Genomic DNA, 22697 nt, shown 5'->3' with positions numbered 1-22697 from the left:
GAATTCACACACACAGTACGAGAGCGTATCCAGTCACGGCGTGCTAATACGTGTCTGTCGATCGCGGATAGTGCGTCAACATTGGCAAGTTGCCGAGATATCCTTTTCAAAGGAGACTTGAACCCGCTTATTATTGATTCAACTGAATGTGATCGAGTTTTGGAAAGTGCCGAACAGACCCTCAACGGCAAAGCTACCTTGTTGGGGATCGAATGGGATTTCACAGGCAAAGTGGACTGGCACCGTGCAGCCAACTATCAGGAAACATGGCCGCAAGTTTTCTATGCCGACGTTTTCAAGAGTAAGAACCGCCCCGCAACCGATGTTAAATTCGTTTGGGAAGCGTCACGACATCAGTTCTTGTTCGAATTGGGTAAGGCCAGTCGTCTGACAGGGAATACTGCGTTCTCTAACCGCGGGCGAGAGCTAATTCTGGATTGGATTGCCCACAACCCGCCATACATCGGCGTACATTGGACCAGCTCGCTGGAATTGGCGATGCGAGCAATCTCCTGGATGTTGTTTGTCGGTCTTTCAAATGAAGTGGACCATTGGGAACCACAGGACTGCGACGCGATTTGTCGCTCGTTATCAGAACACGCAGAGTATCTTTCACATCATTTGTCATTTTTCTCGAGTCCCTACAACCATTTAATTGGTGAAGCAACAGGACTCTATTTGATTTCGCTTTTGCTGGATGGTGTCGTTGCGAAAAGCAATCGGTGGAAAGACTTGGCTCTGTATGTTTTGCGCTCCCACGGGCCGAAACAGTTCTACGATGACGGATTCTGCGTCGAGCAAGCCATCAGCTATCACTTTTTCACACTCGGTTTTCTTTCCCTTGCCACATTGGCAGCGCGAAATAGAGGTAACGACCTGTCGATCTTGGCAAGTTCCGTAAAGAATGCGTTTCTTGCTGGAATGAGCTTTCAGACAACCGACGGAACATGGCCAGCGATTGGCGACCTCGATTCAGCGCGTGCAATTCCGTCATCGGTATCCGCTACATGGGATTTCGGTTCGCTTTGCAACTTCGCTGCAGTCTTGTTCGAAGAACCAAAGCTGAAGTGCGGTCAGATAGCAGGGGAAGAAGTCACTTGGTTCCTGGGCGATGCAGGGATAGCAAAATGGCGAACACTGAACCGTAAGGGCGAACTTCCGCAATCAGTCTTGCTTCGTGAGAGTGGTTACGCGATTGCTTCAATCAAAGACCACTGGTTGCTATTCGATGCGGGACCAATTGCAGCAGGTGTTCATTCCGACGCAACGCCGTCGGTCGCACACGGTCATGCCGACACGTTGCAGCTGCTGTACTGGTTCAAGGGACGCCCGCTCTTGCAGGACAGCGGCATCCCGTCTTATTACGCACCCCAGGACTGGGTCGAATATTTCCGCAGTTCGGCAGCTCACAACACGATCGAAGTGGAGGGTGCCGGGCCAGTTCGTTCGACTGGCAAATTGTCCTGGTCTTTTGCAGCGCCCGCTCCACAACTTGACGCATACTTTGCAACCGATTTTACCATGCTTTGTGGCTCGGCGAACTGGGGAAATGGGGTGCAAGTGGAACGCCATGTTTTATTGACTGAGAATTTTGGCCTGTGGATTGCTGACTATGTTAAGTGTGATGAGCCACGAAAGGTGAGCTGTTACTGGCAATTGGCCAGCGTGAATCTTGACGCTGCGACCCTGGAATCGGACGGACTGCATTTGCCTGAGGCGAGTGGTCGGTTCTACGGGAACTCGCCTTTCTCCCTTCGCTGGATTCGTGCCACCGAACGGGAACCATTTGCCAAACGCGCCCTTGAGTACAACTCTCTCGTTGACGCGGCAACTTTGGTCGTTGAATCGTCACGATCACCCGAGCACTTAATTGCACACCACTGGCATGATCGTGAGATCGATTTTGATTTTTCCATGGGAATGGGAGCGAGTTTGAGCTCGCAGTCCGTAGTACAATCGTCAACGATACATTTACAGCCGCAACAAGTAGGTTGGCGTTTGTTCGCCGATGATGCTGAACGGGTCTATATCGGCGTTGAGAATTCGAACTGAGATGATGATGCCGAGCGAGAATGTCACAGAAGAACGAGTACCAGACGGCACGCCATCTAGGCGGCTACGGGTGCTGGTGTTCACAACGTCGTTTCCGTCAAAGGTTCAACCTGAATTTGGGGTTCATGTTAAGGAACGTCTGCGTATTCTAGCCCAAACGTCAAACATTGAACTGCACATCGTCGCCCCGGCTCCCTACTTTCCGCCACTGAAGACGTTCAAGCGTTGGTACGCTTGGTCGCAAGTTCCTAACGACGAAATTGTTGATGGCCTCGTCGTGCATCGACCTCGATATCCGATGATCCCCAGAATCGGTGGATTAGTTCAGTCAAAGTTAATCTATCTCGCGTCGCTAAAGTACATCCGACAACTAAAAAAACGATTCGATTTTGACCTAATCGATTCGCACTTTGTCTATCCCAACGGCGTCGCCGCTGTTGACCTAGGAAAACGATTTAACAGACCGGTTGTCATCACGTGCCGAGGTGCCGATATCGCGGTCTATCCCCAACAGGCGTTCGTGGGAAAGCGGATTCGACAGGCACTGCGTTCGGCAGACCAGTTGATCGCACTTAGCGAGGAGATGCGTGGTCGAATGGTTCAGTTGGGAGCCGATGACAACCGTATTAATTCTATTCCAAATGGTGTTGATCTGGCAAAGTTTGAAATGCTGTCGCGAGACGATGCGAGAAAACAACTAGACTTGCCGCTCGATCGTCCGCTGATTCTATCGGTCGGTTATCGTCTGGAGCTAAAAGGGTTTCATTTGCTTGTTGATGCACTTGCCCAGGTCCGTCGCACCCATCCGCATGCCATGTGCGCGATTGTGGGTGGACAAACCCGTTGGGGGGCACCTGATTATTTGCCGGAGATTCAACGGCGAATTGATCAGCATCAACTCGCTGAACATGTCGTTATTGCGGGGACTCGGCCTCAGGAAGAACTGAAACTCTGGTACAGCGCCGCGAACCTTTCGTGCATCATGTCGTCGCGTGAGGGTTCGCCAAATGTAATGATGGAAGCGTTGGCTTGTGGTGCGCCCTTGGTATCGACTCGCGTTGGAAACGTTCCCGAGGTATTGGCAAACCCAGTCCTGGGTAGCATGATCGACAATCGTTCTGCGGAAGCAGCGGCGCCGGTATTGTCTGCTGCTCTGTCAAAGCAATGGGATCGAAACGCAATTCGCCAATTCGCCATCAGTCACAGTTGGGTAGCAGTCGCCTCGCGAGTGCGTGAAGTCTTTGATCGTGCTATTGAGGAACGTGAATAATCGCATTTTTTGGACCGTTCATAGCGACATCTACCAAGGTTTTCGGTTATTGATCCTGCGGACCGAAACGCCTGCGATGTCAGCTAAACGTCACTCGTGCCCACTACCTTTCTTTCCGCAGACCTGCCGTCCACTTACCAAACGATTTAGAGTAGCTACGTGAAACAAGTATTTATGCAAAAGAATGTGCTGCGTGCAGCTGCGGTTCACGCGGAGGAAGTTCCCGCTCCGCGATGTAATTCCAGCAGTGTGCTGGTCGCCAATTGTCACTCGATCATTAGCCCAGGAACCGAATCAACAGCTGTTGGAAGCAGCAAGCGAGATATGGTGGTGAAAGCTATTGGCGACAAAGAGATTCGCGATAGCGTGGTCGATATGCTTGTGCAAGATGGAGTTCAAAAGACATCGGAACGTGTGCAATATGAAATGACCAAGTGGACCCCGCTGGGATACAGTGGTGCTGGTATCGCAATTGAAGTTGGAAGCGATATCTCAGGGATTCGCCAGGGTGATCTGGTCGCGTATGCGGGGCAAGGGCATGCAGAGATCATTCACGCGTCGAAGCGACTTTGTGTGCCGGTGCCGCCGGGCGTAACTTCACGTGAAGCTTGCCTAGTTGCGATTGGCAGTATTGCCCTGCAAGCGGTGCGTCGGTCCCAGGTCAGTGTGGGTGATACGGTAGCTCTGATTGGCTTGGGGTTGGTGGGGCAGTTAGTTGCTCAGCTGCTTCAAAATGCGGGGGTAAGGGTGTTTGCGACCGACCTACTTCAATCTCGAGTCGATATTGCAAAGCAATGCGGCGTCGAAGATGCACGCATTGGAAGTGAATCTGCGACACGTGCCATCCTAGACGCGACGCGCGGAATGGGGGTCGATGGTGTTGTTATCTGTGCCGCAACCAGCAACCCATTGCTTCAGCTTGCTTGTAAAATGGCGCGTGAGCGAGGACGTATTACCATCGTTGGTGGGGGGCCGATCGAGGTTCCGCGGCACGATTTTTACATGAAGGAACTTGACCTAGTAATTAGTCGGTCTTACGGACCAGGCCGATACGATACGTCATACGAAGAATCGGGGATCGACTACCCTTACGCATATGTCCGATGGACGGAACAACGCAATATGGAAGAGTTTTTGCGTTTAATTCAAACGGGGAAAGTGAAGGCGGCTCCGCTGATCACACACGAATTTGAGCTGGAAGAGGCGAATGCTGGTTATGCGTTATTAATGGAACGGCCAAATGACTGTCTTGGAATCGCCCTCAAATACGATGGTCACCAACCGGTCGAGTCACCACCATACATCGGCTTGACACCTGCAACTGATACCGTAAGTGGATCAAGACTTCGTGTTGCAGCGATTGGTTGTGGTGCCTTTGCCCGTCAGTTCCATTTGCCCAACATTAAGGCAAGCAACCAGTATTCGCTGGAGGCATTGGTTGCCTCGACGGCTCAGAGCGCAAAGGAATTTGGCAATCTTTACGGTGCCTCAAAGTGTTCAACCGATGCCTCTAGCGTCTGGCAAGACGAACGCGTCGATGCGGCCATGATCTTCACACGCGATCTAACGCACGCAACCTTTGCGGAAGCTGCTTTAGTATCGGGAAAGCATGTTTTTTGTGAAAAACCATTGGCTGTTAACCGCGACGAGTGTCTCAGACTGCTGGCCACACCAAGTAACCTCGTCTGTATGACTGGGTTCAATCGTCGGTTTGCACCTATGATGCAGACGGTCAAATCGTTGCTTGAAGACAAACAGGGACCAAAACAAATCACGTATCGAGTTAATGCAGGTTCACTGCCAGCTACAAGCTGGGTGCTAGATCCAGGACAGTCCGCTGGCAGAATTGTGGGGGAAGCTTGCCATTTCGTTGATCTGTTTCGATGGCTGGTTGGCTGCGATCCGACCCGTGTATCGGCGATAACGACCGGAACCGCTGAAGCGGTTCATGCAATCCAAGATGTCACGGCAACTTTTGAATTTCCTGATGGGTCGACTGCGGTGTTGGTCTATAGCAGTCTTGGCACATCCAAGTTTGGGAAAGAAAGGCTTGAAGTGTTTGCGGGAGGTACCGCGATAGCGATCGATGATTTCCGAAGTTTAACGGTGCGAGGCGGCAGTGATAAAGATGTCAAGCACCGACGAATTGATAAGGGGCACGGACAGGAACTCAAGCATTTCGCAGATGTGGTCCAGGGCAAATCGAAGCCATCGATCCAATTACGAGATGGAATCCAAGCGACGATGTGCTGCCTCGCGATCCTAGAAAGCATACGAACTCGAACACCTATTGATGTCGAATTCTTAGTGACTTAGCAATTTCAGTTTCATAGTGCGGCGAAGCCGCAATGTGGGATAGGCTTCCAGCCTGTCGACAGCATGGATTGACAGGCTGGAAGCCTATCCCACATGAAATCACCGCGAAATAACATCAAACGCGGCGATCACTGATATAGGGCGGCAATGGAGCAGGGATTCCTTCACGGTTTGCAGTTCGTTTGATACCAGTTCTTCGGTGAATTTCACGTCTTCAATATAAAAATGGATAAGTCACATGCAGAAAGCCATCTTGTTTGGATGTTGGTGCATCATCGAAGGGATTTGTGCCGTCAGTAGTGCTCAGATCCCATGTTTCCCGGGTGCGGAAGGATTTGGCACGGATACTGTCCATGCCAGGGGAAAACAAGTTTTCCACGTTACGCGACTGGATGATGAGGACAAGCTACAGAAGCTGCATTATCTAAAACCGGGCCAACTACGGTATGCTTTGGCGCAAGCAGCCGAAGCGGGAGGTGGCTACATCGTTTTTGATGTTGCGGGCTCGATTAAGCTACATCGAATGGCGGAGATCCCATCACACACTTATGTGGCCGGACAAACTGCCCCAGGTAGTGGAATTGCCATCGAAGGTGGAGCATTGTGGATTGGAACCTGGAAGCAAGACCCCGCGGTCTATACTGCACATGATGTTGTCGTTCGGCACGTGAGGTATCGTGGCAGAGCCAAAGCGGGAAGCGATGCCTTCAACATAATCGGAGTGGGGACCAAGAATGTAGTGTTGGACCACGTGTCCGTTTCCTTCTTTCAAGACGGAGCGGCGGATATTGTCGATGGTGCAACGGACGTAACGCTTCAGTGGTGTCATTTTGGCGATGCAGCTGATAGTGGCACGGATGAGAGATACCATGGTCAACCTAATCTGATCACAAAAGATGCGAATAGAGTGTCGATCCATCACAACCTTTACACCCACACGCACTCACGCACACCGTGGGCAACATCATTCTTTCGCATCGAGGACTTTCAAATTGAGTTTTCAAATAACCTGGTGTACGACTACCGAAAGTACCCATCTGGATTCGATGCACCAAAAGGAATCGGAAATGTAGTTGGTAATTTGTATGTCCCAGGATCGTTCAGCCATGCTGATCAAGGAGGGCCAAGGCCCGTGATCGTCGGAGACAATGGTTTTCGCATTTATCTACGCGATAATTTGGCTCTAAGCGGAACTGGACACAATAATAAGGGAAGTGACGGCCAGAGTTTTCGGGGCAATGACCAGCACACACAGCGTGGAAGCCCCGGCGAGATTGTCGGCACTCGCCAAACGAGCGAGGAAGCGGAATCTGCACTCATGGGCAAGGGTCCAACCACTGGACCAATACGGGGTGTATTCGAGACTCACGACGAGCGATTTTCTAGCATCCCAATCGTTTCATACACTCCCGTGAAGAAAAACCTCAACCAAGTTGCCACCTACTTTGGCGCGTTACCACGGGACAATACAGACAAACGTGTACTTCGCGAGCTCAGCACTCGATCAGGTGGCTGGAAACTTGAGATTCCAGACGACAAAAATGTCTATGCGGGCGACGTACGACCCGATGCCGATCTGGATGGTATCGATGACCGCTGGGAAGCCAAAAAAGGCGGCGACCTCAATCCGCATGGGCACGAACTCGATCCGAACTACGAGAACATGGAAGTCTATCTCAATGATCTCGCTCAATCGTTGGTTGCCGATTGCGTCCCCGTCGATCTCCAGAATGCTGAGTTTTTTAAAGTCACAGCTAAACCCAGTTCAAAACCGCTTGACGTACGCCCATTCTTTCTGGGTTTCCTAGGCCTTGGAGCCGTATTTTTGGTATTTGGCTATAAGTACATCTATTCGCTTTGGCAAGCCAGAGCTTCTTTTTTGGCTAAGATTTATCATTCATGAATGTGTTGAGCGTCTGTCGAGATTTGCCAACAGATTCATCTCCGCAATGTGGATTATTTGTGTTTCGCCGTTTGGACGCGATGGCGGAACTCGCGAACGTTCGTGCTTTCAATCCACAGCCTTGGTTTCCATTCATTCGACCGCACAAAGCGCAGTCACCGCTACCCGCCTCTAAATTCAAGATCGATAGCGCTGGCATGTTTTATATCCCTGGCGTAGCGAAACGATTTGACAGCCTATGGATGCAGCGTTGTGTCGACCGTTGGCTTGACAGCCTTCCTGCTTCATTAGTCTCCGGCTCGATTTTAGATGCACACTTCGGATATCCTGAAGGCGTCGGCTGCTGTAATGTCGCAAAGAGACGGGGCATCCCTGTCTTCGTGACTTTGCGTGGATTGGAAGTAGATCTGTTTCAAGATTCAACGCGTGGTCCACAGCTGATTAAGGCACTAAGAACGACGACAGGTGTCATCGCTGTCAGCCATTCATTGAAGCATCTGGCGGTTAAATCGGGAGTTCCAGCGGAAATCATTACAGTTATTCCGAATGGCGTTGATTCTGAAACTTTTTGCCCGGGTGAGCAGTCGCTGGCTCGCCAATTGGTGGGCTACCGTTCGCAGAAGAAATTGGTGGTCTCCGTTGGGAATTTGAAACGCGTTAAGGGACACGACCTGCTAATTCGCGCCATTGCATCGATCAGGTGCCGCGTTGATCTGAATTTGGTTTGCATCGGCAGTGGTGTGACGTCTAGTTGGGGGGTTAAGTTACGAAGATTGGCTCAGGAACTTGGCGTCGCCGAACAGATCATTTTCCTTGGATCGAAGTCCCCAGCCGACGTAGCGAACTGGCTGCGATCGGCTGACCTTTTCGCCTTAGCCAGCCGCCGTGAGGGCTGTTGCAACGCCGTACTAGAGGCACTATCAACCGGACTTCCGGTCGTAGTTACCAATGCTGGGGACAACGGGCTGATCGTCAAAGATCCAGATTGTGGCCGCGTCGTAGCGATTGAAGACGCAATTGCTCTTGGCGAAGCCATTTCTGATAGTCTGAATTCGATCTTCGATCGTTCTAATATTAGCGTTACTATGCTTGGCCGAACTTGGTCAGATGTTGGAAAGCGAGTAGTTGATACTATTGTGGCGAAAACGGGCGTAGCTGACTACCGAATTGATCCGTGATAATACGTATAATAAACCAAGCATGAGTGTCCTGGAAACTATCTTCTGGCTAGCGGTGTTGGCGGTCGCGACTCCATTTGTACTATATCCTGCAGTGCTTTGCATGCTGTCGCGATTTCGATCAATAAGAGAGACCGGGACAGCAATACCAACAGTAACTTTGGTCATTAGTGCGTTCAACGAAGAAGCTGTTATCGGTGAAAAACTGGATAATGCCCTGGCTCTTGATTATCCCGCCGACAAGTTTGAAATCATGGTGATTTCCGATGGATCGGATGATCGTACGGACGGCATCGTTGCTGCATGTGATGATCCGCGAGTTCGTCTTTGTCGTCAGGTTCCTCGACTTGGGAAATCCGCCGGACTGTCTCGCTTTTGTCCCGAGGCGAATGGCGACATTCTAGTATTTACCGATGCCAATTCCATATTCCAACCCGATGTGCTTTGCAAACTTCTGCGACATTTCGATGACCCCACGATCGGGTATTCGGTAGGCCGGCAAAGCTACGCCCACGTCGATCAGTCGGCTTCGGCGGATTCCGAAAATCTGTATTGGTCGATGGAATTGTTGATGAAGGCATGGGAGAGTCGATTAAGCAGTGTCGTGGGGGCCGATGGTGCTATCTATGCTCTCCGAAAAGAATTCTTCGAGCCGTTGGCCGCTGAAGATATCAATGACTTTCTGCTTCCCTTGAAGGTCGTTGCCAAGGGATATCGCGGTATTTTCGACCCCGAGGCGGTTTGCTTTGAAGACGCCGCGCCCGATTTCAATGGTGAGTTCCGCCGTAAACGTCGAATTGTTAACCGTAGCCTTCGCGCCGTGCTTAAAGTACCCTCCGCCATGAATCCACTACGTGTTGGCTGGTTTGCGCCGCAACTTCTGGCGCACAAAGTCCTTCGCTGGTTCTGTCCCGTTTTCTTGATCATTATGCTTGTCAGCTCGTTTGTTCTGGCGCTTCGTGAAGCTTCCGGTTCCGGCTCGGTAAAAACCTACACGACCATTCTTTTTCTTCAGCTGGCCGGATATTCGATCGCTGCTCTTTACGTGATTCCGTTCTTTCGCAGCTTCCGAATCGTTTATGTCGCATACTATTTCTTGCTCGTGAACGTTGCTTCGGCTCTGGGATTGGGGCTATTGCTTTCAGGTCGTGCGATCGGCGTCTGGAAGCCGGAACGATGATCATCGTCTTTTGGGGCTCTCTGCTGCTGCTGTTTCACGCCCATTTTCTTTATCCCATGCTGGCCGTTTTGGCTCGCCGAAACCGAACATGCACGGAACCCGATTTCTCTCCGTCAATCAGTATGCTGGTCCCCGCGCACAACGAATGCGATGTGATCGCGGAAAAGATTGATAATTTTGAAGCCTTGGATTATCCCGCCGACAAATTAGAGCTTGTTATTTTCGACGACGGGAGCGATGACGAGACCTATGACGTCGCACGCAATCGGGCCACGAATCGCATTCGAGTCATCCGTGGTGACGTTCGTGCGGGCAAGGCGACTGCGGTGAATCAATTGGTTCGCCTTGCGACGCATCCCGTGCTGCTGTTGACGGATGCGAACGTGACCCTTGAAGCCGACGCGGTTGCGAAACTGGTCATGCACCTAACCGATGCGAGTGTTGGGGCGGTTACCGGGGAAGTGCGACTCGTTGGCAGCGACGAAGAGTTTCGCTCGGGCGAGTCGTTGTATTACCGAATGGAGCGCCAGATCCAACGAGCGGAGTCGAATGTTAGCAGTGTCATGGGAGTTGATGGCGCGATGTATGTCCTGCGACGTGAACTCTACAAGCCGCTTCCAACCGATACGATTCTGGATGATTTCTTAATTTCAATGAACGTCTTACGGTCACGCCGACGGATCGTCTACGAGCAAGCCGCAACGGCAATCGAGACGGGAACGCTTTCAGCACGCCAAGAATTCAATCGTCGCGTGCGAATTGCGGCCGGAGCGGTTCAATTGTTACGTCGTGGGATCGTTCCACACTGGGGCCAATGGGCGGTGTGGTTCCAGTTTGTATCTCACAAATTGCTGCGTTGGTGTTCTCCCATTCTGATTGCAACGCTGATTATCAGTAGTATCGCTTTGACTTCGGCGGCTACAATTTACATAGCTTTTGCCTTGTTCTTGACGCTGCTCGCGTCGGGTGTTCTGTTGACTCTTCTATTTCCCCGATTACGTCGTAGTTCCAGCGTTGCCAGTGTTCTTTTCTACTTTGGAATGAGCCAGATTGCGATGAGCGTTGGAATCGTTCGCGGTCTATTGAACCGGCAACCGCCGCAGTGGGAAAAGGTCAAGCGAACCGAAGAAGGCATTGAAAGCAATAGTACGGCAACGGGAAAGTGAGGTTGAAAATGGGTGGGCGGGTTGCCTATTGGTTTTTGAGTCATTTTTTTCCGCGAAGTCGAACCGTTTCGGATTCTCGCGGCGCACATTTGATCCGTTATCCACAACGGCTAAGAAAAATCATCGGTGACCGCCAATGGGATTTGTTGAAGTCCCAAAGGGTTGTTGACTTTGGCTGTGGCCATGGTGATGGTGCGATTGACCTTGCCATGGAAGGATGCCAAAACGTCGTGGGAATTGATATCCGTCATTCCGTTCTCGACCATGCCCTCCAGCGAGCTTCGGAAGCAGGCGTCTTGGATCGGTGTCAATTTGTAACGCACTTGCCAGCCGGCAGCGCGGATGTCGTGATCTCGATGGATGCGTTCGAGCATTTCGACGATCCCAAAGAAATCTTGCAAACGATCGCAAATTTACTCCCCTCCGGTGGTCAAGTGATCGTTTCTTTTGGCCCGACCTGGTACCATCCTCGTGGTGGACATCTTTTCTCTCCGTTTCCTTGGGCACACCTGCTGTTCTCCGAATCGTCTTTGTGTCGATGGCGGCGTGACTTCCGCGACGATGGTGCAATCACGTTCGCTGACGTGGACGGTGGACTGAACCAAATGACGATTGCACGATTTGAACAAATGGTTCATAACGGCCCGTTTGACGTTGAGCTGATGATCGCTCGTCCAATTCATCTACTTCGTCGATTGCATTGTCGATCGACACGGGAGTTTCTAACGTCCGTCGTTGATTGCATCCTCGTCAAACGATAGTTCTATGCGTCTCTCGTCTCTTTACGGCCAAGCTTTCCAATCCATCGCCCTTCCGGCCATGCTTGCGCCGACGCAAAGCAAGGCGACCTCGTTGGCTCGCCAGATGCGAAGACAACAAAGATGGCCCATCGCTCGGATCAAGGAATATCAGCTGAGCCGATTGACGGAACTGATGCGTTTGGCAGAGCAGGAATCGCAATTCTATCGCCAGCGGTGGCATCAACTGGGTTTGTCCGCTGACCGACTTCGCTGCCTAGATGACATTCGGCAATTCCCGATCACAAGTAAGGAAGATTTGGAATCACATTTTCCGGATGGGATTGCCGTGCAATCGCGCCGAAACGCCGACTGGCAGTATGTTGGCACACGCGGAACCACGCGCCGCGTCATGGTCATCCATGACTTCGAAAGACGCGATTACGAACGGGCTGCAATTATGGTCGCTCTTACCGAAGACAGCCCTTACCGCTATGGCACGCGGGAAGTATCGATCCCGCCTGATGCTTGCAGTGTTCATTGTGGAATCGAAAGCGACCGCGCTGTATCGGTATCGCGACAATTGCTGGCCTTAGCGACTCGGCGCGTCGCCTGGAATCGCGAATCAATCAGTGATCTGCGCGGCTTGGTCATGGACACCTGGATTTGCGCAAAAACAGTTTTACCGCCGTTGCCACTTGATGGTGACGATTCGGTACTACGTGACTGCGTTAGGAAACTGCGAGAGCAGCGTCCGATGCAATTGACGGCGCTGCCGGAATACTTGCGGGCGTTGGCCGACTACGTTCGCATTAGCGATGACCAACCGCCGCCGATCCCGGTCATTCGACCGATGGGAGCAAACTTCCCGACGTCCTGGAAGACCAGCATTGAATCGGCATTGCGTGGCTCGCTGCGTGAACACTATGGAAGTCGAGAAATGGGGCCGATGGCTTTTGATTGTCATCAAACCAATGGGATGCACCTGTTGATGAGCCAACATCTGATTGAAATCGTTCATGATGGGCAACCTGTTTTGGAGGGTGAGGTCGGCCGCGTGTTGGTTACGGATCTTCACAACCTTGCAATGCCGATTATCCGATACGACATTGGCGACCTTGCCCGAATTGATACTTCGCCTTGTCCATGCGGTCGCACCACCGCTCGGATCTTCCTGGAAGGTCGTGTCGATGACGCATTGGTTACAGATAGCGGGGAATTACTGACAGCGGAGGCCGTATCAAACTTTTTCTATGAACAGCCTGAAATCAAGGATTTCCAACTGACAGAGGGACGTGGTGGAAAGTTGACGTTGCGGATTGTTCCCGCAACCAAAACGGACTTCAACGAACGAGCAATTGAAGAACGTTTTTTGTCTTGGATGGGACAGTCCCGGTCAATCTCGGTACGCACGACCCAAGCAATTCGACCCGAGGAATCGGGAAAATTCCGTCACTGCAAGGCCCAGCCCTGGACTACTTAAGAGTTTGGGGTTGCATTGATTTTGTGTTTGCGTAAGTTTTCTTCCACCTCTCCCAACCGCAGAGGTCGTGTGGCGTTGCTTCACCCTCTTTTTTAAGGAGGGTCGAGCCTAAGCAAGGGGAGGTTCCGGTACTCAGCCCTCTCCTCGCTTAGGCTCGACTCTCCCAGAGAGGCTGTGAGTTTTTGTAGCGGAACTCGTCAAGAGCTTCGGCAGCGGTCAGATAGCCGCCAAAAAGCCGAAAGTCTTGGCGACTTCCGCTACGGTAATGCCCGATTTCTTCCCCGGTTTCTAAAAACTGCACGACCTCCGCAGAGGGAGAGTGAAGCTAAATGTGGTCGAAGAATAATGGATACTGAACAAATACGCCACGAATTTCCGATTCTGGATCGACAGATTGGCGGGGAGCCGCTTGTCTATTTGGATTCCGCAGCAACGTATTTAAAACCTCGTGCTGTTATTGATGCCGTCTGCGATTGTTACCGCCAAACGGCTGGCACGATCGGTCGCGGCGTCCATGTCTTGGCCGAAGATGCGGTGTCTCGGTTTGACGATGCTCGAGAAACGATTGCTGACTTCATCAATGCCGATGCCGACGAAATCGTTTTTGTCCGCAATGCCACCGAGGCGATCAATTTAGTCGCGTCCAGTCTGCCAGCAGGAACCAGCGTCTTAGGGTCGGCGGGCGAACATCATAGCAATCTCTTGCCGTGGCGACGTGGTCTGCGATTTCATGGGATTCCGCTTGCGGATGATGGGCACGTCAACTTGGAATCGGTCGAACCCTTGTTGCAGGCGGTAAATCCCAAACTGCTGACGACAAGCACGATCAGCAACGCGTTTGGGAATCTTCATCCGGTCGACCCATTGACGAGGATTGCTCATGCGGCAGGATGTGATGTCTTGTTGGATGCGAATCAGTCCGTTGCTCACCACCGAATGGACGTCCGTGCTTTGGACTGCGAGTATCTTTGCTTCTCCGGACACAAGCTAGGCGGACCAACCGGGATTGGCGTCTTGTACGCAAAACGAGATCGGCTGGAATTGCTTCAACCACGTTTGTTTGGTGGCGGTATGGTAGAAAGTGTCGATTCCGATGGATACGAATTGGCGGACCTGCCAATGCGACTCGAATCGGGAACGGCATCCTTCGAAGGAGTCATCGGATTGTCAGCTGCATGTGAATTTTTTGAAGCCATCGGACTTGAATCGCTTGCCGAACACGAGCGACAATTGACAAGGCAATTGCACGAAGGATTGACTTCGATTCCACGTGTGACCGTTCGTGGTCCAAAGCTGGGGACCGAGCGAGGTGCAATTGTATCCTTTCACATCCAGGGTCTCGAGGCACACGGTGCAGCCCGCATGCTATCCAATCGAGCCAATATTTGTGTTCGCAGCGGTTTTCATTGTGCGCAACTGGCACATGAATCTCGGGGGTGGCGACCAACGGTGCGGGCCAGCTTTGGTGTTTACAATACCAGCGATGAAGTCGACGTTCTGCTTAACGCTTTGCGTCAAATCACGCTCAATCTAGGCTAATGCTCGATGCGAATTCTTTATCATCACCGCACACTTGGCGACGGTGCCGAAGGCATTCACATTAATGAGATGGTTCGCGTTTTTCGCGAACTGGGGCATCAGGTTGAGGTGGTAGCATTGGTCGGCGACCAAACTTGTTCCACTGAGCACGCGTCATCGAGTCCTCAGTCTCGTCGCTGGTCGAGCGTCGGTCGTTTCCTGCCAGGCATTACCTACGAGTTGGCGGAAATCGGCTACAACGTGATCGGCAAGCGAACCGTGACTCGCGCTATCAACGGTTTCAAGCCAGATCTAATTTACGATCGGTACAACAGCTTTAGTACAGCGGCGATTGATGCTGCACGAGAAGCTAACATTCCAGTCTTTCTGGAGGTGAATGCGCCGGTCTCGTTTGAGCGAACCGCATACGAACGCCGCCCGCTTCGTCTAGCTCGACTGGCGACAAGATTTGAGCGTCGCATCTGTAATCAGGCTGATCACGTATTTGTAGTTTCGACACCGCTAAAAGAATTCCTGGTGTCGCAGCGAGGTATTCTGCCGTCGCGTGTGACGGTCATCCCCAATGGTGTTGACCCGGAAAAGTTTTCACCCACGCCGCCCGGTTCCCCAGCTAGGCGTCGGCAAAGGAAAAAGCTTGGAATTGATTCGGAAACCGTAATTGGGTTTGTGGGTATCCTGCGTCCCTGGCATGGGCTTAATCTACTGCTAGATGCGTTCGCCTCTTTGGTGCCGCAGCAACCGAACCTTCGCTTGCTGATTGTTGGAGATGGAGTGATTGAAGGCTCGCTTCGCGAAAAAGTCCTAGAACTTGGGCTAGAAAACCTCGTCACGTTTACCGGTCGTGTCGCTCATGAGCAAATGAAAGATTATCTTTCCGCGATCGACATTGCGGTCAGCCCGCAGGCGACATTCTATGCATCGCCGATGAAAATTCTGGAATACTTGGCAATGGGCATTCCAACGATCGCGCCCGACATGGCGAACATACGTGACATCATCCGCGATCATGAAAATGGAATTTTGTTTGAGCCAGAGAATGCGTCCGCGCTTCACGCCACGATCGAAGAGCTTTTGCATTCGCCCGAACTATCAACGAAAATTGGCCGAAATGGTCGGCTCTCGGTGGAACGCGAGCGAAATTGGCTAAACATCGCTCGGCAAGTTGTCCAAGCGGCAGAGAAATTGACAGTCGGATAGTTCGACTGTTCCATTTTGTGAGCCGACGGCACTAGCCGCGGGTATCGGTCGACAAAACATTAGAAACAAAAACCCGCGGCTAGCGCCGTCGGCTCACTCATTCGGAAAAACCAGCAAAATGGGACAGTCGAAATAGCAGACCTTAAGCGATCCGCTGCAAGAGTGTAGGACAATTGTCCTACCGCCTGTTCCGGCGTCCCCAGATAGGACAATTGAGACAATTGTCCTACACTCAGCACCAATCATAAAACTAAACTGTCAGAGCGTTTCAGAAAAGCGTGGTATGCCCCAGGCCACCATTAATGACCCAGTCGCTTGGGTCAGCGACGAGCGTGTCGTCATCGTCGCCGCCCCAAAGTTTATCGTGGCCATTATCTCCTTGCAGCCAATCGTTTCCACTTCCGCCCGACAGAACGTCATTACCCAAACCGCCAAACAGTTGATCATGCCCATCGCCACCGCCGACGAAATCATCGCCGTCACCACCTGAGCCGAAGTCATTGCCTGATCCGCCAACAATCACATCATCACCTTGGTCACCAAAGAGTTCATCATTGCCATCACCACCATCAATGATGGGATCGGAACCAAGACCACCCCAAATCTGATCATTACCTGACTCACCTCGCAACTTGTCCGCGCCTTCACCGCCAAGAATGACATCGTTCCCGCTGCCACCATAAAGCCGGTCGTCACCTCCTCTTCCTTCGATTCGATCGTCCCCTGCTTCGCCGAAAAGCGAATCGGCTCTTGAACCGCCAACAAGGCGATCATTACCGCCGCCGCCAAATGCCATCAGCTTGACTTGGGAATTGTTGACGAAAGCATCATTGCCTCCGGCGCCCCAGAAAATAACTATTGAAATAGCGTTGCTTGGGATACTGAACGCATGGGCACCATCGAAACGAAATTCGACCGTACCATCCGCTTCGTACACCTCTACCGATTCATCGCCATCGCCTCCCCGCAGGATAAGCCTTCCATCACTCTCACGATATTGAGTCGTCAGCGGCAAATTGGATGGCACCCCTGGAGGAGCGTCACTGGAAGTCGATCCGGGAAGGATCACGCCAGTTTCGGCATGCCAAACATTGGCGACCTGTTCGGGGAATGAGTTCGCGATCCGACCCACGTAGCTCGGTAAGAAGTCGATGTTTTCGTATCGAACTTTAATAGCATCACTGTCTTTGGGCATCGCGATGTTGATGTAATTACGTAACTTCGCACCAATGATTTGCGTGCCCTCAATACCCGATTTTAACGGCACGACGATTCCCGTGTTGACGCCTTCGACTTGGATGTTTTCCAAACGCAAATTGTGGTTTTCGTAGCTTGGGCTTCCAAACCACAGTCCCGTGGTGGATCTTGCGTCAAAGATCGTATTGCTACCCTCATTCCTATTTGACACTTGGGAATTTCCAATCACCGTCACTCCTGTGAACGTCAAATTGGCTTCGTGGTAGGCCTTGACGCCTTCGTGGGATACGTGCCAAGCCAAAAAGTCTGAAACTGTTTGCCGCTGATAGTTTTGAATTTGCGATTGCCCCTGAGACCACGTAAACCATAGCCCGCCTTTGCTGGATACGGTTTCGTTATTTGAGAATTCATCCAACTGACGAAACTCGAATTCTGAGTCGGCTGTCCGATAATACCCATTGAAATTAAAGCCGTAGCTGGCGGAATCATAGACCGTATTGCCAATGAAAGTGCCTGCACTGGCACGCAACCAAAACCCCGATCCATCGGCTCCGATCTCAATGAATCGATTGCCCTGTAAGTCACGCGCCTCGACCGCGCCAGCGCGAGCATCGAACGCTTGATGACCCCCGTCAACTTTCATCACGAGATTGTTGATGAATCGATTGTCGACTTCATTCCCATTCTCGGTAACGACCCCTGCTCCGTCGACGTCATAGACGATGCTATTTTGTAGCAGGCCATTGTTGGTATCGTGAATCGCGATCCCCCATTTCAGTCCGTCGTTGATGACTACCCCTTCAATCAAAAACGGGTTAGAAAGATGATGCAAATGGATTGGATAACGCCCCACTTGGTTCTCGCCAATCACGAATACAGAACCGTCAGTTTCGAAGAGGGTATCAGCAACTTGACTATCGGCGCTCGTGCGACCAAGCGAACGAAATTCGGCGTTGGCGATGTTGAAAGTGGCATTGCCGGTCGCTTGGACATGCCCCCGGACGCCGTCCGGATTCTCGCTCCTCAACACAACGTTGCGTGTTAGATTGGCAACGTGAGCTGATCGCTCAATGCCAAAGGAATTTTCGGTGATGCCAAAGTGGTTGTGCTTGAGTGGCGTCGACAAAGTGAGTTCACTGCCTGAAACATTCACAATCCGAGAGGTTTCAGTTTCATTCAAAATTACAGGCGTCTTTCGAATAACTGTTTGTGATGTTTCCGGCACCACAATCAAGTCTTCAGCCAGCCAGCCCACTGGTGTTCCATCAAGATTGACTATTACGCCCCCCCCCCTGATGTCTCCCACAGCCCGTACAAAGTCCGTCTTGTCACTGCCAACGACGTTTAGTGTACCTAGGACGATCAACCCGTTTCCGTATTGCGATGGATCGATCCCAGGTGCTGTGATGGATCCTGTTTTAAAATGGTGGCCCTCTGAACCTGGCGTGTCGGTGAATACGATCTCGGCCGTGACGCTGCCAGCGATGGGGGACTCGGCGGTCCCAATGGTAAGTGTGCCAGATGGCATCACGATCAATTCGTTTAGCCACAACGATGTGTCGACACTTTGGTCAAACTCCAGCTGGCCGCTGACTTCAATTACGTCCAGGCGGACATTGCTGTCAATGTTGTAGATGACCTCTACGCCATGCGGGATACTGGTGATTTCATCGGCATGCGGAACTCGATTTTCGCTCCAAGTCGTGGAGTTGGACCATAGCCCATTCGCGACTGCGATGTTAGTGGGGTTCGCACCGAAACGAGGGATCGTGTCGTGATGTGTAATAATCTGGGACTCGGTAACCTGAACGGCATGGTGTTGCATCAAGTCAGCGCTCAACAAACGGCGCCCTTCGAGTGTTTCTACCCGAAGCATTCGTCTTTGGATTTTACGGTGATGTGTGTGCGGGGGGGAGACGTTTGGTCGAACCATTGGAGCATTTGCCCTTCAGCAAGAGATGTTTGGATGAGTTGAAAAGATTGGTGAAAAGAAGTCCGTCGCAATTGGTCGCTTACTGCCCCGAAAGCAGGAACAGTAGGGGACGCAAGTGCGCCAATGCACGGTTGCCGAATGTATTATGGGGATGATGCTGAATGCGACAAGCGGATTTGAGGTCGCCCATCTTTTCCGGATCCATTCCCCCGGTATATCACCGCTCTTGGTCACTCTTCAGTTCAACAAGGTCGTGTTGCACGCTGATTCTGCTTTGTTCAATGCTATTTGATTGGGTTTCTTGGAATTCTCCTCGAAGGAAGTCAATGCTTTCACCCTGATGATCCAAAATCCGAACATTGCCCTTGGTCAAGAAAACAATTGTGGCGCTGGGGATCTTTGCTAGGCTCAGTGGTGTGCTATTTCGTTGTACAGTTCAAACCAGCCAGAAACCGATCCAACAACACTCCGATTCAATGGCGAAAAGGCGTCGTTTGTGTTCTTTTACGCCGTAGTGTTATGTGCTTTGCTCAGGACGTATCGGTATTGGAATGGCTATCGCTCATGAAAATTCGCCTCTAAGAATTCTAAGGAGTTTCGTATGATTCGCTGCACCAACTGTGTTTTGCCTAGTTGCTTCCCACAAATCGAAATTGACGACGAAGGAGTCTGCAACTACTGTCGTTCAGGTTATAAAAGCATGGCCCATCGGTACACCGACGGATTGGATGGACTCGTAAAGCGTCTTGAACGCTTGCGGCTTCAATACGTTCAAAACGACGACTACGATTGTGTTGTTGCGTTAAGCGGGGGGCGAGACAGTTCCTATGTGGCCTACTATGTGTCACGCGTTTTGAAACTGAGGCCTTTGCTGTTCGTTAACGACAACGGCTTCATGCCACCTCAGACGAGAGAAAATATTCAACGCATTGCCGAGACGCTTGATACCGAAGTCGTCGTGAAGTCCCATGACATGAGGCAGTTAGCAGGTAAGGCGATCGCCTGCTGGGTCAAAAAACCATCTGCCGCGATGATTGGAACTTTTTGCACTGGGTGTATGGTCGGCATCCATGGCGGGTTGATGAAGGTAGTTCGAGAATATAACGTTCGACTTGTGCTGCACGGAGGCGGCGGAGAATTGGCATCGCTTGGAACGACCTTTCCCCTTCAACTTCTAACTTCTTCAATGGAGTTTTCGAAAAGACGACTGCTCTTGGGATTTGCTCGTAATCTGGCTTCTAATCCTCGGTACGCGATGAGCCCCAAGTTGCTAGGCGGAGCGATACAAGAAGCCTACTATCGTTACTATTTTAGAAGTTTCAACAGAAAGGAATTGAAGATGGTATCTCTATACAATTTCGTCGATTGGAACGAAAAGGAAGTGACGGAGACCATCAAAAGAGAGTTTGGTTGGGAACGGCCTGAGTACTGTACGAACGATTGGCGAACGGATTGTCGTCTACACCGTGTCAAGGAATATTTGTATCTTGAGTCGTGCGGGTTTACGAAGAACGACGTCATGTTAAGTACCATGATTCGCAGGGGCGAGATTACACGCGACGCTGCACTGGAACGGCTTGAAAAGGAAAATGATGTCTCGGCCAAGTACGTGGCAATGATCTGTGACGACCTGGGGGTCGAGTTTGGCGATGTTCACGCTGCAGTGGAGAAACTCAAGCATCAGTCGGCACCCGAGCTTGTCCAAATCCAGGCTGATGAGCTAGAAAATTAGCTTGGCAGCGCAAACTGGTGAGCTGCAAGACGCTATCCCAATGCCCTGTAAGTTACAAAGCTTAATACATGTTAGCCGCAGCCATTGTGCCTTGATCTCCATCAATACCGTAGGGACCGGGTGCGAACGCACATCGACTGATAAGATTTGCCACTGGAATGGGTGTCAAAGAAACCGGATGAGAGTTAACACTCGGCGACCGGTAACCGTGTTTGAGTAACATATTTGCCAAAAGCTCAGCCCAGAAAGGGGCAATAGTCAGAAAAACGAACCAGTTAACGAACGTACTTTCTATTTACAGTTTTCCAATTCACCCATCAATCTTCTATCCATGTCTAACGCCGTCAAAACAATTACAACTCACCCGACAATCTGCGTCATCGGTCTCGGCTACGTTGGATTGCCGTTAGCGGTCGAGTTCGGCAAAAAGTTCCCCACGATCGGCTTTGACATTAACACCACGCGAGTCGACGAGTTGCGCACCGGCGTCGACGGCACTTTGGAAGTCGACGCCGCCGAACTGGCCAGTGCCAAGAAGCTCAACTTCACCAGCGAACTCAAAGACATCGCCGCGGCGAACGTCTACATCGTCACCGTTCCCACTCCCATCGACCGTCACAAACGCCCTGACCTTACACCGCTGGTCAAAGCCAGTCAGATGCTTGGCGGAGTCATCAAGGCGGGCGATACGGTAATCTATGAATCAACCGTCTATCCCGGAGCGACCGAAGAGGTTTGTATCCCGCTGATCGAGCAGGGATCGGGACTGACGTTCAACGTTGATTTCTTTGCCGGATACAGCCCCGAACGAATCAACCCCGGCGACAAACTGCACCGCCTAACCACGATCACCAAAGTCACCTCCGGATCCACGCCTCAAACCGCTCAATTCGTAGACGATCTTTACCAATCGATCGTCACCGCTGGCACGCATCGAGCCAGTTCAATCCGAGTGGCCGAGGCCGCCAAGGTGATTGAAAACACCCAGCGTGACCTTAACATCGCCCTGGTCAACGAATTGGCGTTGATCTTCAACCGCATGGGCATCGATACGCTCGAAGTCCTTGAGGCGGCCGGGACGAAGTGGAATTTCTTGCCATTCCGGCCCGGATTAGTCGGCGGTCATTGCATCGGCGTCGACCCTTATTATCTGACCCACAAAGCACAAGAACTCGGCTACACGCCCGAAGTCATCCTGGCGGGCCGCCGAATCAACGACTCGATGGGCCAATATGTCGTCGCGCAAGTCGTCAAGCGGATGCTCAAGCGGCGGATTCATGTCGAAGACGCAAACGTACTCGTCATGGGACTGACGTTCAAAGAAGATTGTCCAGATATTCGCAACACGCGAGTCGTTGATATTGTGCACGAGTTCCAAGATTATGGAGCCAACGTGGATGTTTATGACCCCTGGGTCAACGCCGCCGAATCGAAGCATGAGTATGGCATTGTGCCGGTCCCCGAGCCCGCCGCCGGTAAATACGACGCCATCCTCATCGCAGTAGGGCATCGGCAATTCAAAGAGCTTGGGATCGACGCCATCCGTCACCTCGGCCGCCGCGAATGCGTCCTCTACGACATTAAATCGGTCCTCCCAGCTGACCAAGTCGACGGCCGCCTTTAGTGCTTCGTCAGAATTTAAGGTTCGGTTGCTCGAGACACCAGAAACTGAGCCGATGGCACTAGCTGCGGATTGATGCAATTCCAGTTTTTTGTGTTAGCCGTTTGGTCGCTTAATCTTTGGTATTGACGCGGATTTTCTGTTTGCAGGTTTTATTCCGCACGATCCGCTTCTATCCCGAAGGGATCTAAGC

The 22697-nt window shown here is 51.6% G+C and carries 15 protein-coding genes; 13 read left to right on the top strand and 2 right to left on the bottom strand.

The window, feature by feature from the left end:
- Window positions 1-117: 117 nt before the first annotated feature.
- The 9 genes from CA13_RS11945 to CA13_RS11905 all read left to right on the top strand — a co-directional run bounded on the left by CA13_RS11945 (window position 118) and on the right by CA13_RS11905 (window position 13285).
- Window positions 118-2052 carry a heparinase II/III family protein gene (locus tag CA13_RS11945; protein WP_419194225.1) on the top strand — a complete coding sequence of 645 codons (1935 nt, stop codon included), beginning with the start codon at window positions 118-120 and terminating at the stop codon, window positions 2050-2052.
- Complete coding sequence (locus tag CA13_RS11940; RefSeq protein WP_419194224.1) at window positions 2036-3322, top strand: glycosyltransferase; 1287 nt, start codon at window positions 2036-2038, stop codon at window positions 3320-3322. Before CA13_RS11945 ends, CA13_RS11940 begins: the two co-directional genes overlap by 17 nt.
- 159 nt (window positions 3323-3481) lie before the next feature.
- Window positions 3482-5638, top strand: a complete 2157-nt coding sequence (locus tag CA13_RS11935) for a bi-domain-containing oxidoreductase (RefSeq protein ID WP_146396851.1) — start codon at window positions 3482-3484, stop codon at window positions 5636-5638.
- A gap of 238 nt (window positions 5639-5876) precedes the next feature.
- Window positions 5877-7541 carry a hypothetical protein gene (locus tag CA13_RS11930; RefSeq protein ID WP_146396848.1) on the top strand — a complete coding sequence of 555 codons (1665 nt, stop codon included), beginning with the start codon at window positions 5877-5879 and terminating at the stop codon, window positions 7539-7541.
- A 59-nt stretch (window positions 7542-7600) separates the two neighbouring features.
- Window positions 7601-8719, top strand: a complete 1119-nt coding sequence (locus CA13_RS11925; protein WP_419194223.1) for a glycosyltransferase — start codon at window positions 7601-7603, stop codon at window positions 8717-8719.
- Window positions 8720-8741: 22 nt separating this feature from the next.
- Window positions 8742-9899, top strand: coding sequence for a glycosyltransferase family 2 protein (locus tag CA13_RS11920; RefSeq protein ID WP_146396842.1), 1158 nt, complete (start codon window positions 8742-8744; stop codon window positions 9897-9899).
- A complete protein-coding gene (locus CA13_RS11915; RefSeq protein WP_146396838.1) occupies window positions 9896-11065 on the top strand; it encodes a glycosyltransferase family 2 protein in 1170 nt (389 codons plus the stop codon). Before CA13_RS11920 ends, CA13_RS11915 begins: the two co-directional genes overlap by 4 nt.
- On the top strand, window positions 11062-11826 hold the full coding sequence (locus CA13_RS11910; protein WP_146396835.1) for a class I SAM-dependent methyltransferase: 765 nt from the start codon (window positions 11062-11064) through the stop codon (window positions 11824-11826). Before CA13_RS11915 ends, CA13_RS11910 begins: the two co-directional genes overlap by 4 nt.
- Before the next feature lie 4 nt (window positions 11827-11830).
- Entirely contained in the window at window positions 11831-13285 is a 1455-nt protein-coding gene (locus CA13_RS11905) for a phenylacetate--CoA ligase family protein (RefSeq protein ID WP_146396832.1), read from the top strand.
- Window positions 13286-13433: 148 nt separating this feature from the next.
- Here the strand turns inward: CA13_RS11905 and CA13_RS35010 are convergent, their stop codons facing one another.
- Window positions 13434-13586 (bottom strand): hypothetical protein, encoded by a 153-nt coding sequence (locus tag CA13_RS35010; RefSeq protein WP_419194222.1) that lies wholly within the window; start codon window positions 13584-13586, stop codon window positions 13434-13436.
- A gap of 44 nt (window positions 13587-13630) precedes the next feature.
- On the opposite strand from CA13_RS35010, the gene CA13_RS11900 reads away from it, so the two are divergent.
- Window positions 13631-14824, top strand: a complete 1194-nt coding sequence (locus tag CA13_RS11900; RefSeq protein WP_146396830.1) for an aminotransferase class V-fold PLP-dependent enzyme — start codon at window positions 13631-13633, stop codon at window positions 14822-14824.
- A gap of 6 nt (window positions 14825-14830) precedes the next feature.
- Window positions 14831-16021 (top strand): glycosyltransferase family 4 protein, encoded by a 1191-nt coding sequence (locus CA13_RS11895; protein WP_146396827.1) that lies wholly within the window; start codon window positions 14831-14833, stop codon window positions 16019-16021.
- A gap of 268 nt (window positions 16022-16289) precedes the next feature.
- Here CA13_RS11895 and CA13_RS11890 read toward each other — a convergent pair whose 3' ends face one another.
- Window positions 16290-19094, bottom strand: a complete 2805-nt coding sequence (locus CA13_RS11890; protein WP_419194221.1) for a G8 domain-containing protein — start codon at window positions 19092-19094, stop codon at window positions 16290-16292.
- Between the two features lie 658 nt (window positions 19095-19752).
- On the opposite strand from CA13_RS11890, the gene CA13_RS11885 reads away from it, so the two are divergent.
- On the top strand, window positions 19753-20883 hold the full coding sequence (locus CA13_RS11885) for an adenine nucleotide alpha hydrolase family protein (RefSeq protein WP_146396821.1): 1131 nt from the start codon (window positions 19753-19755) through the stop codon (window positions 20881-20883).
- A 331-nt stretch (window positions 20884-21214) separates the two neighbouring features.
- Window positions 21215-22507 carry a Vi polysaccharide biosynthesis UDP-N-acetylglucosamine C-6 dehydrogenase TviB gene (gene tviB, locus CA13_RS11880; RefSeq protein ID WP_146396818.1) on the top strand — a complete coding sequence of 431 codons (1293 nt, stop codon included), beginning with the start codon at window positions 21215-21217 and terminating at the stop codon, window positions 22505-22507.
- Window positions 22508-22697: the final 190 nt, after the last annotated feature.

Origin of the sequence: Novipirellula herctigrandis (assembly GCA_007859835.1) — a bacterium.
Lineage (GTDB): Bacteria > Planctomycetota > Planctomycetia > Pirellulales > Pirellulaceae > Novipirellula_A > Novipirellula_A herctigrandis.
The sequence above is the reverse complement of the archived record's forward strand: the minus strand, read 5'-3'. Positions and strand labels throughout refer to the sequence as shown.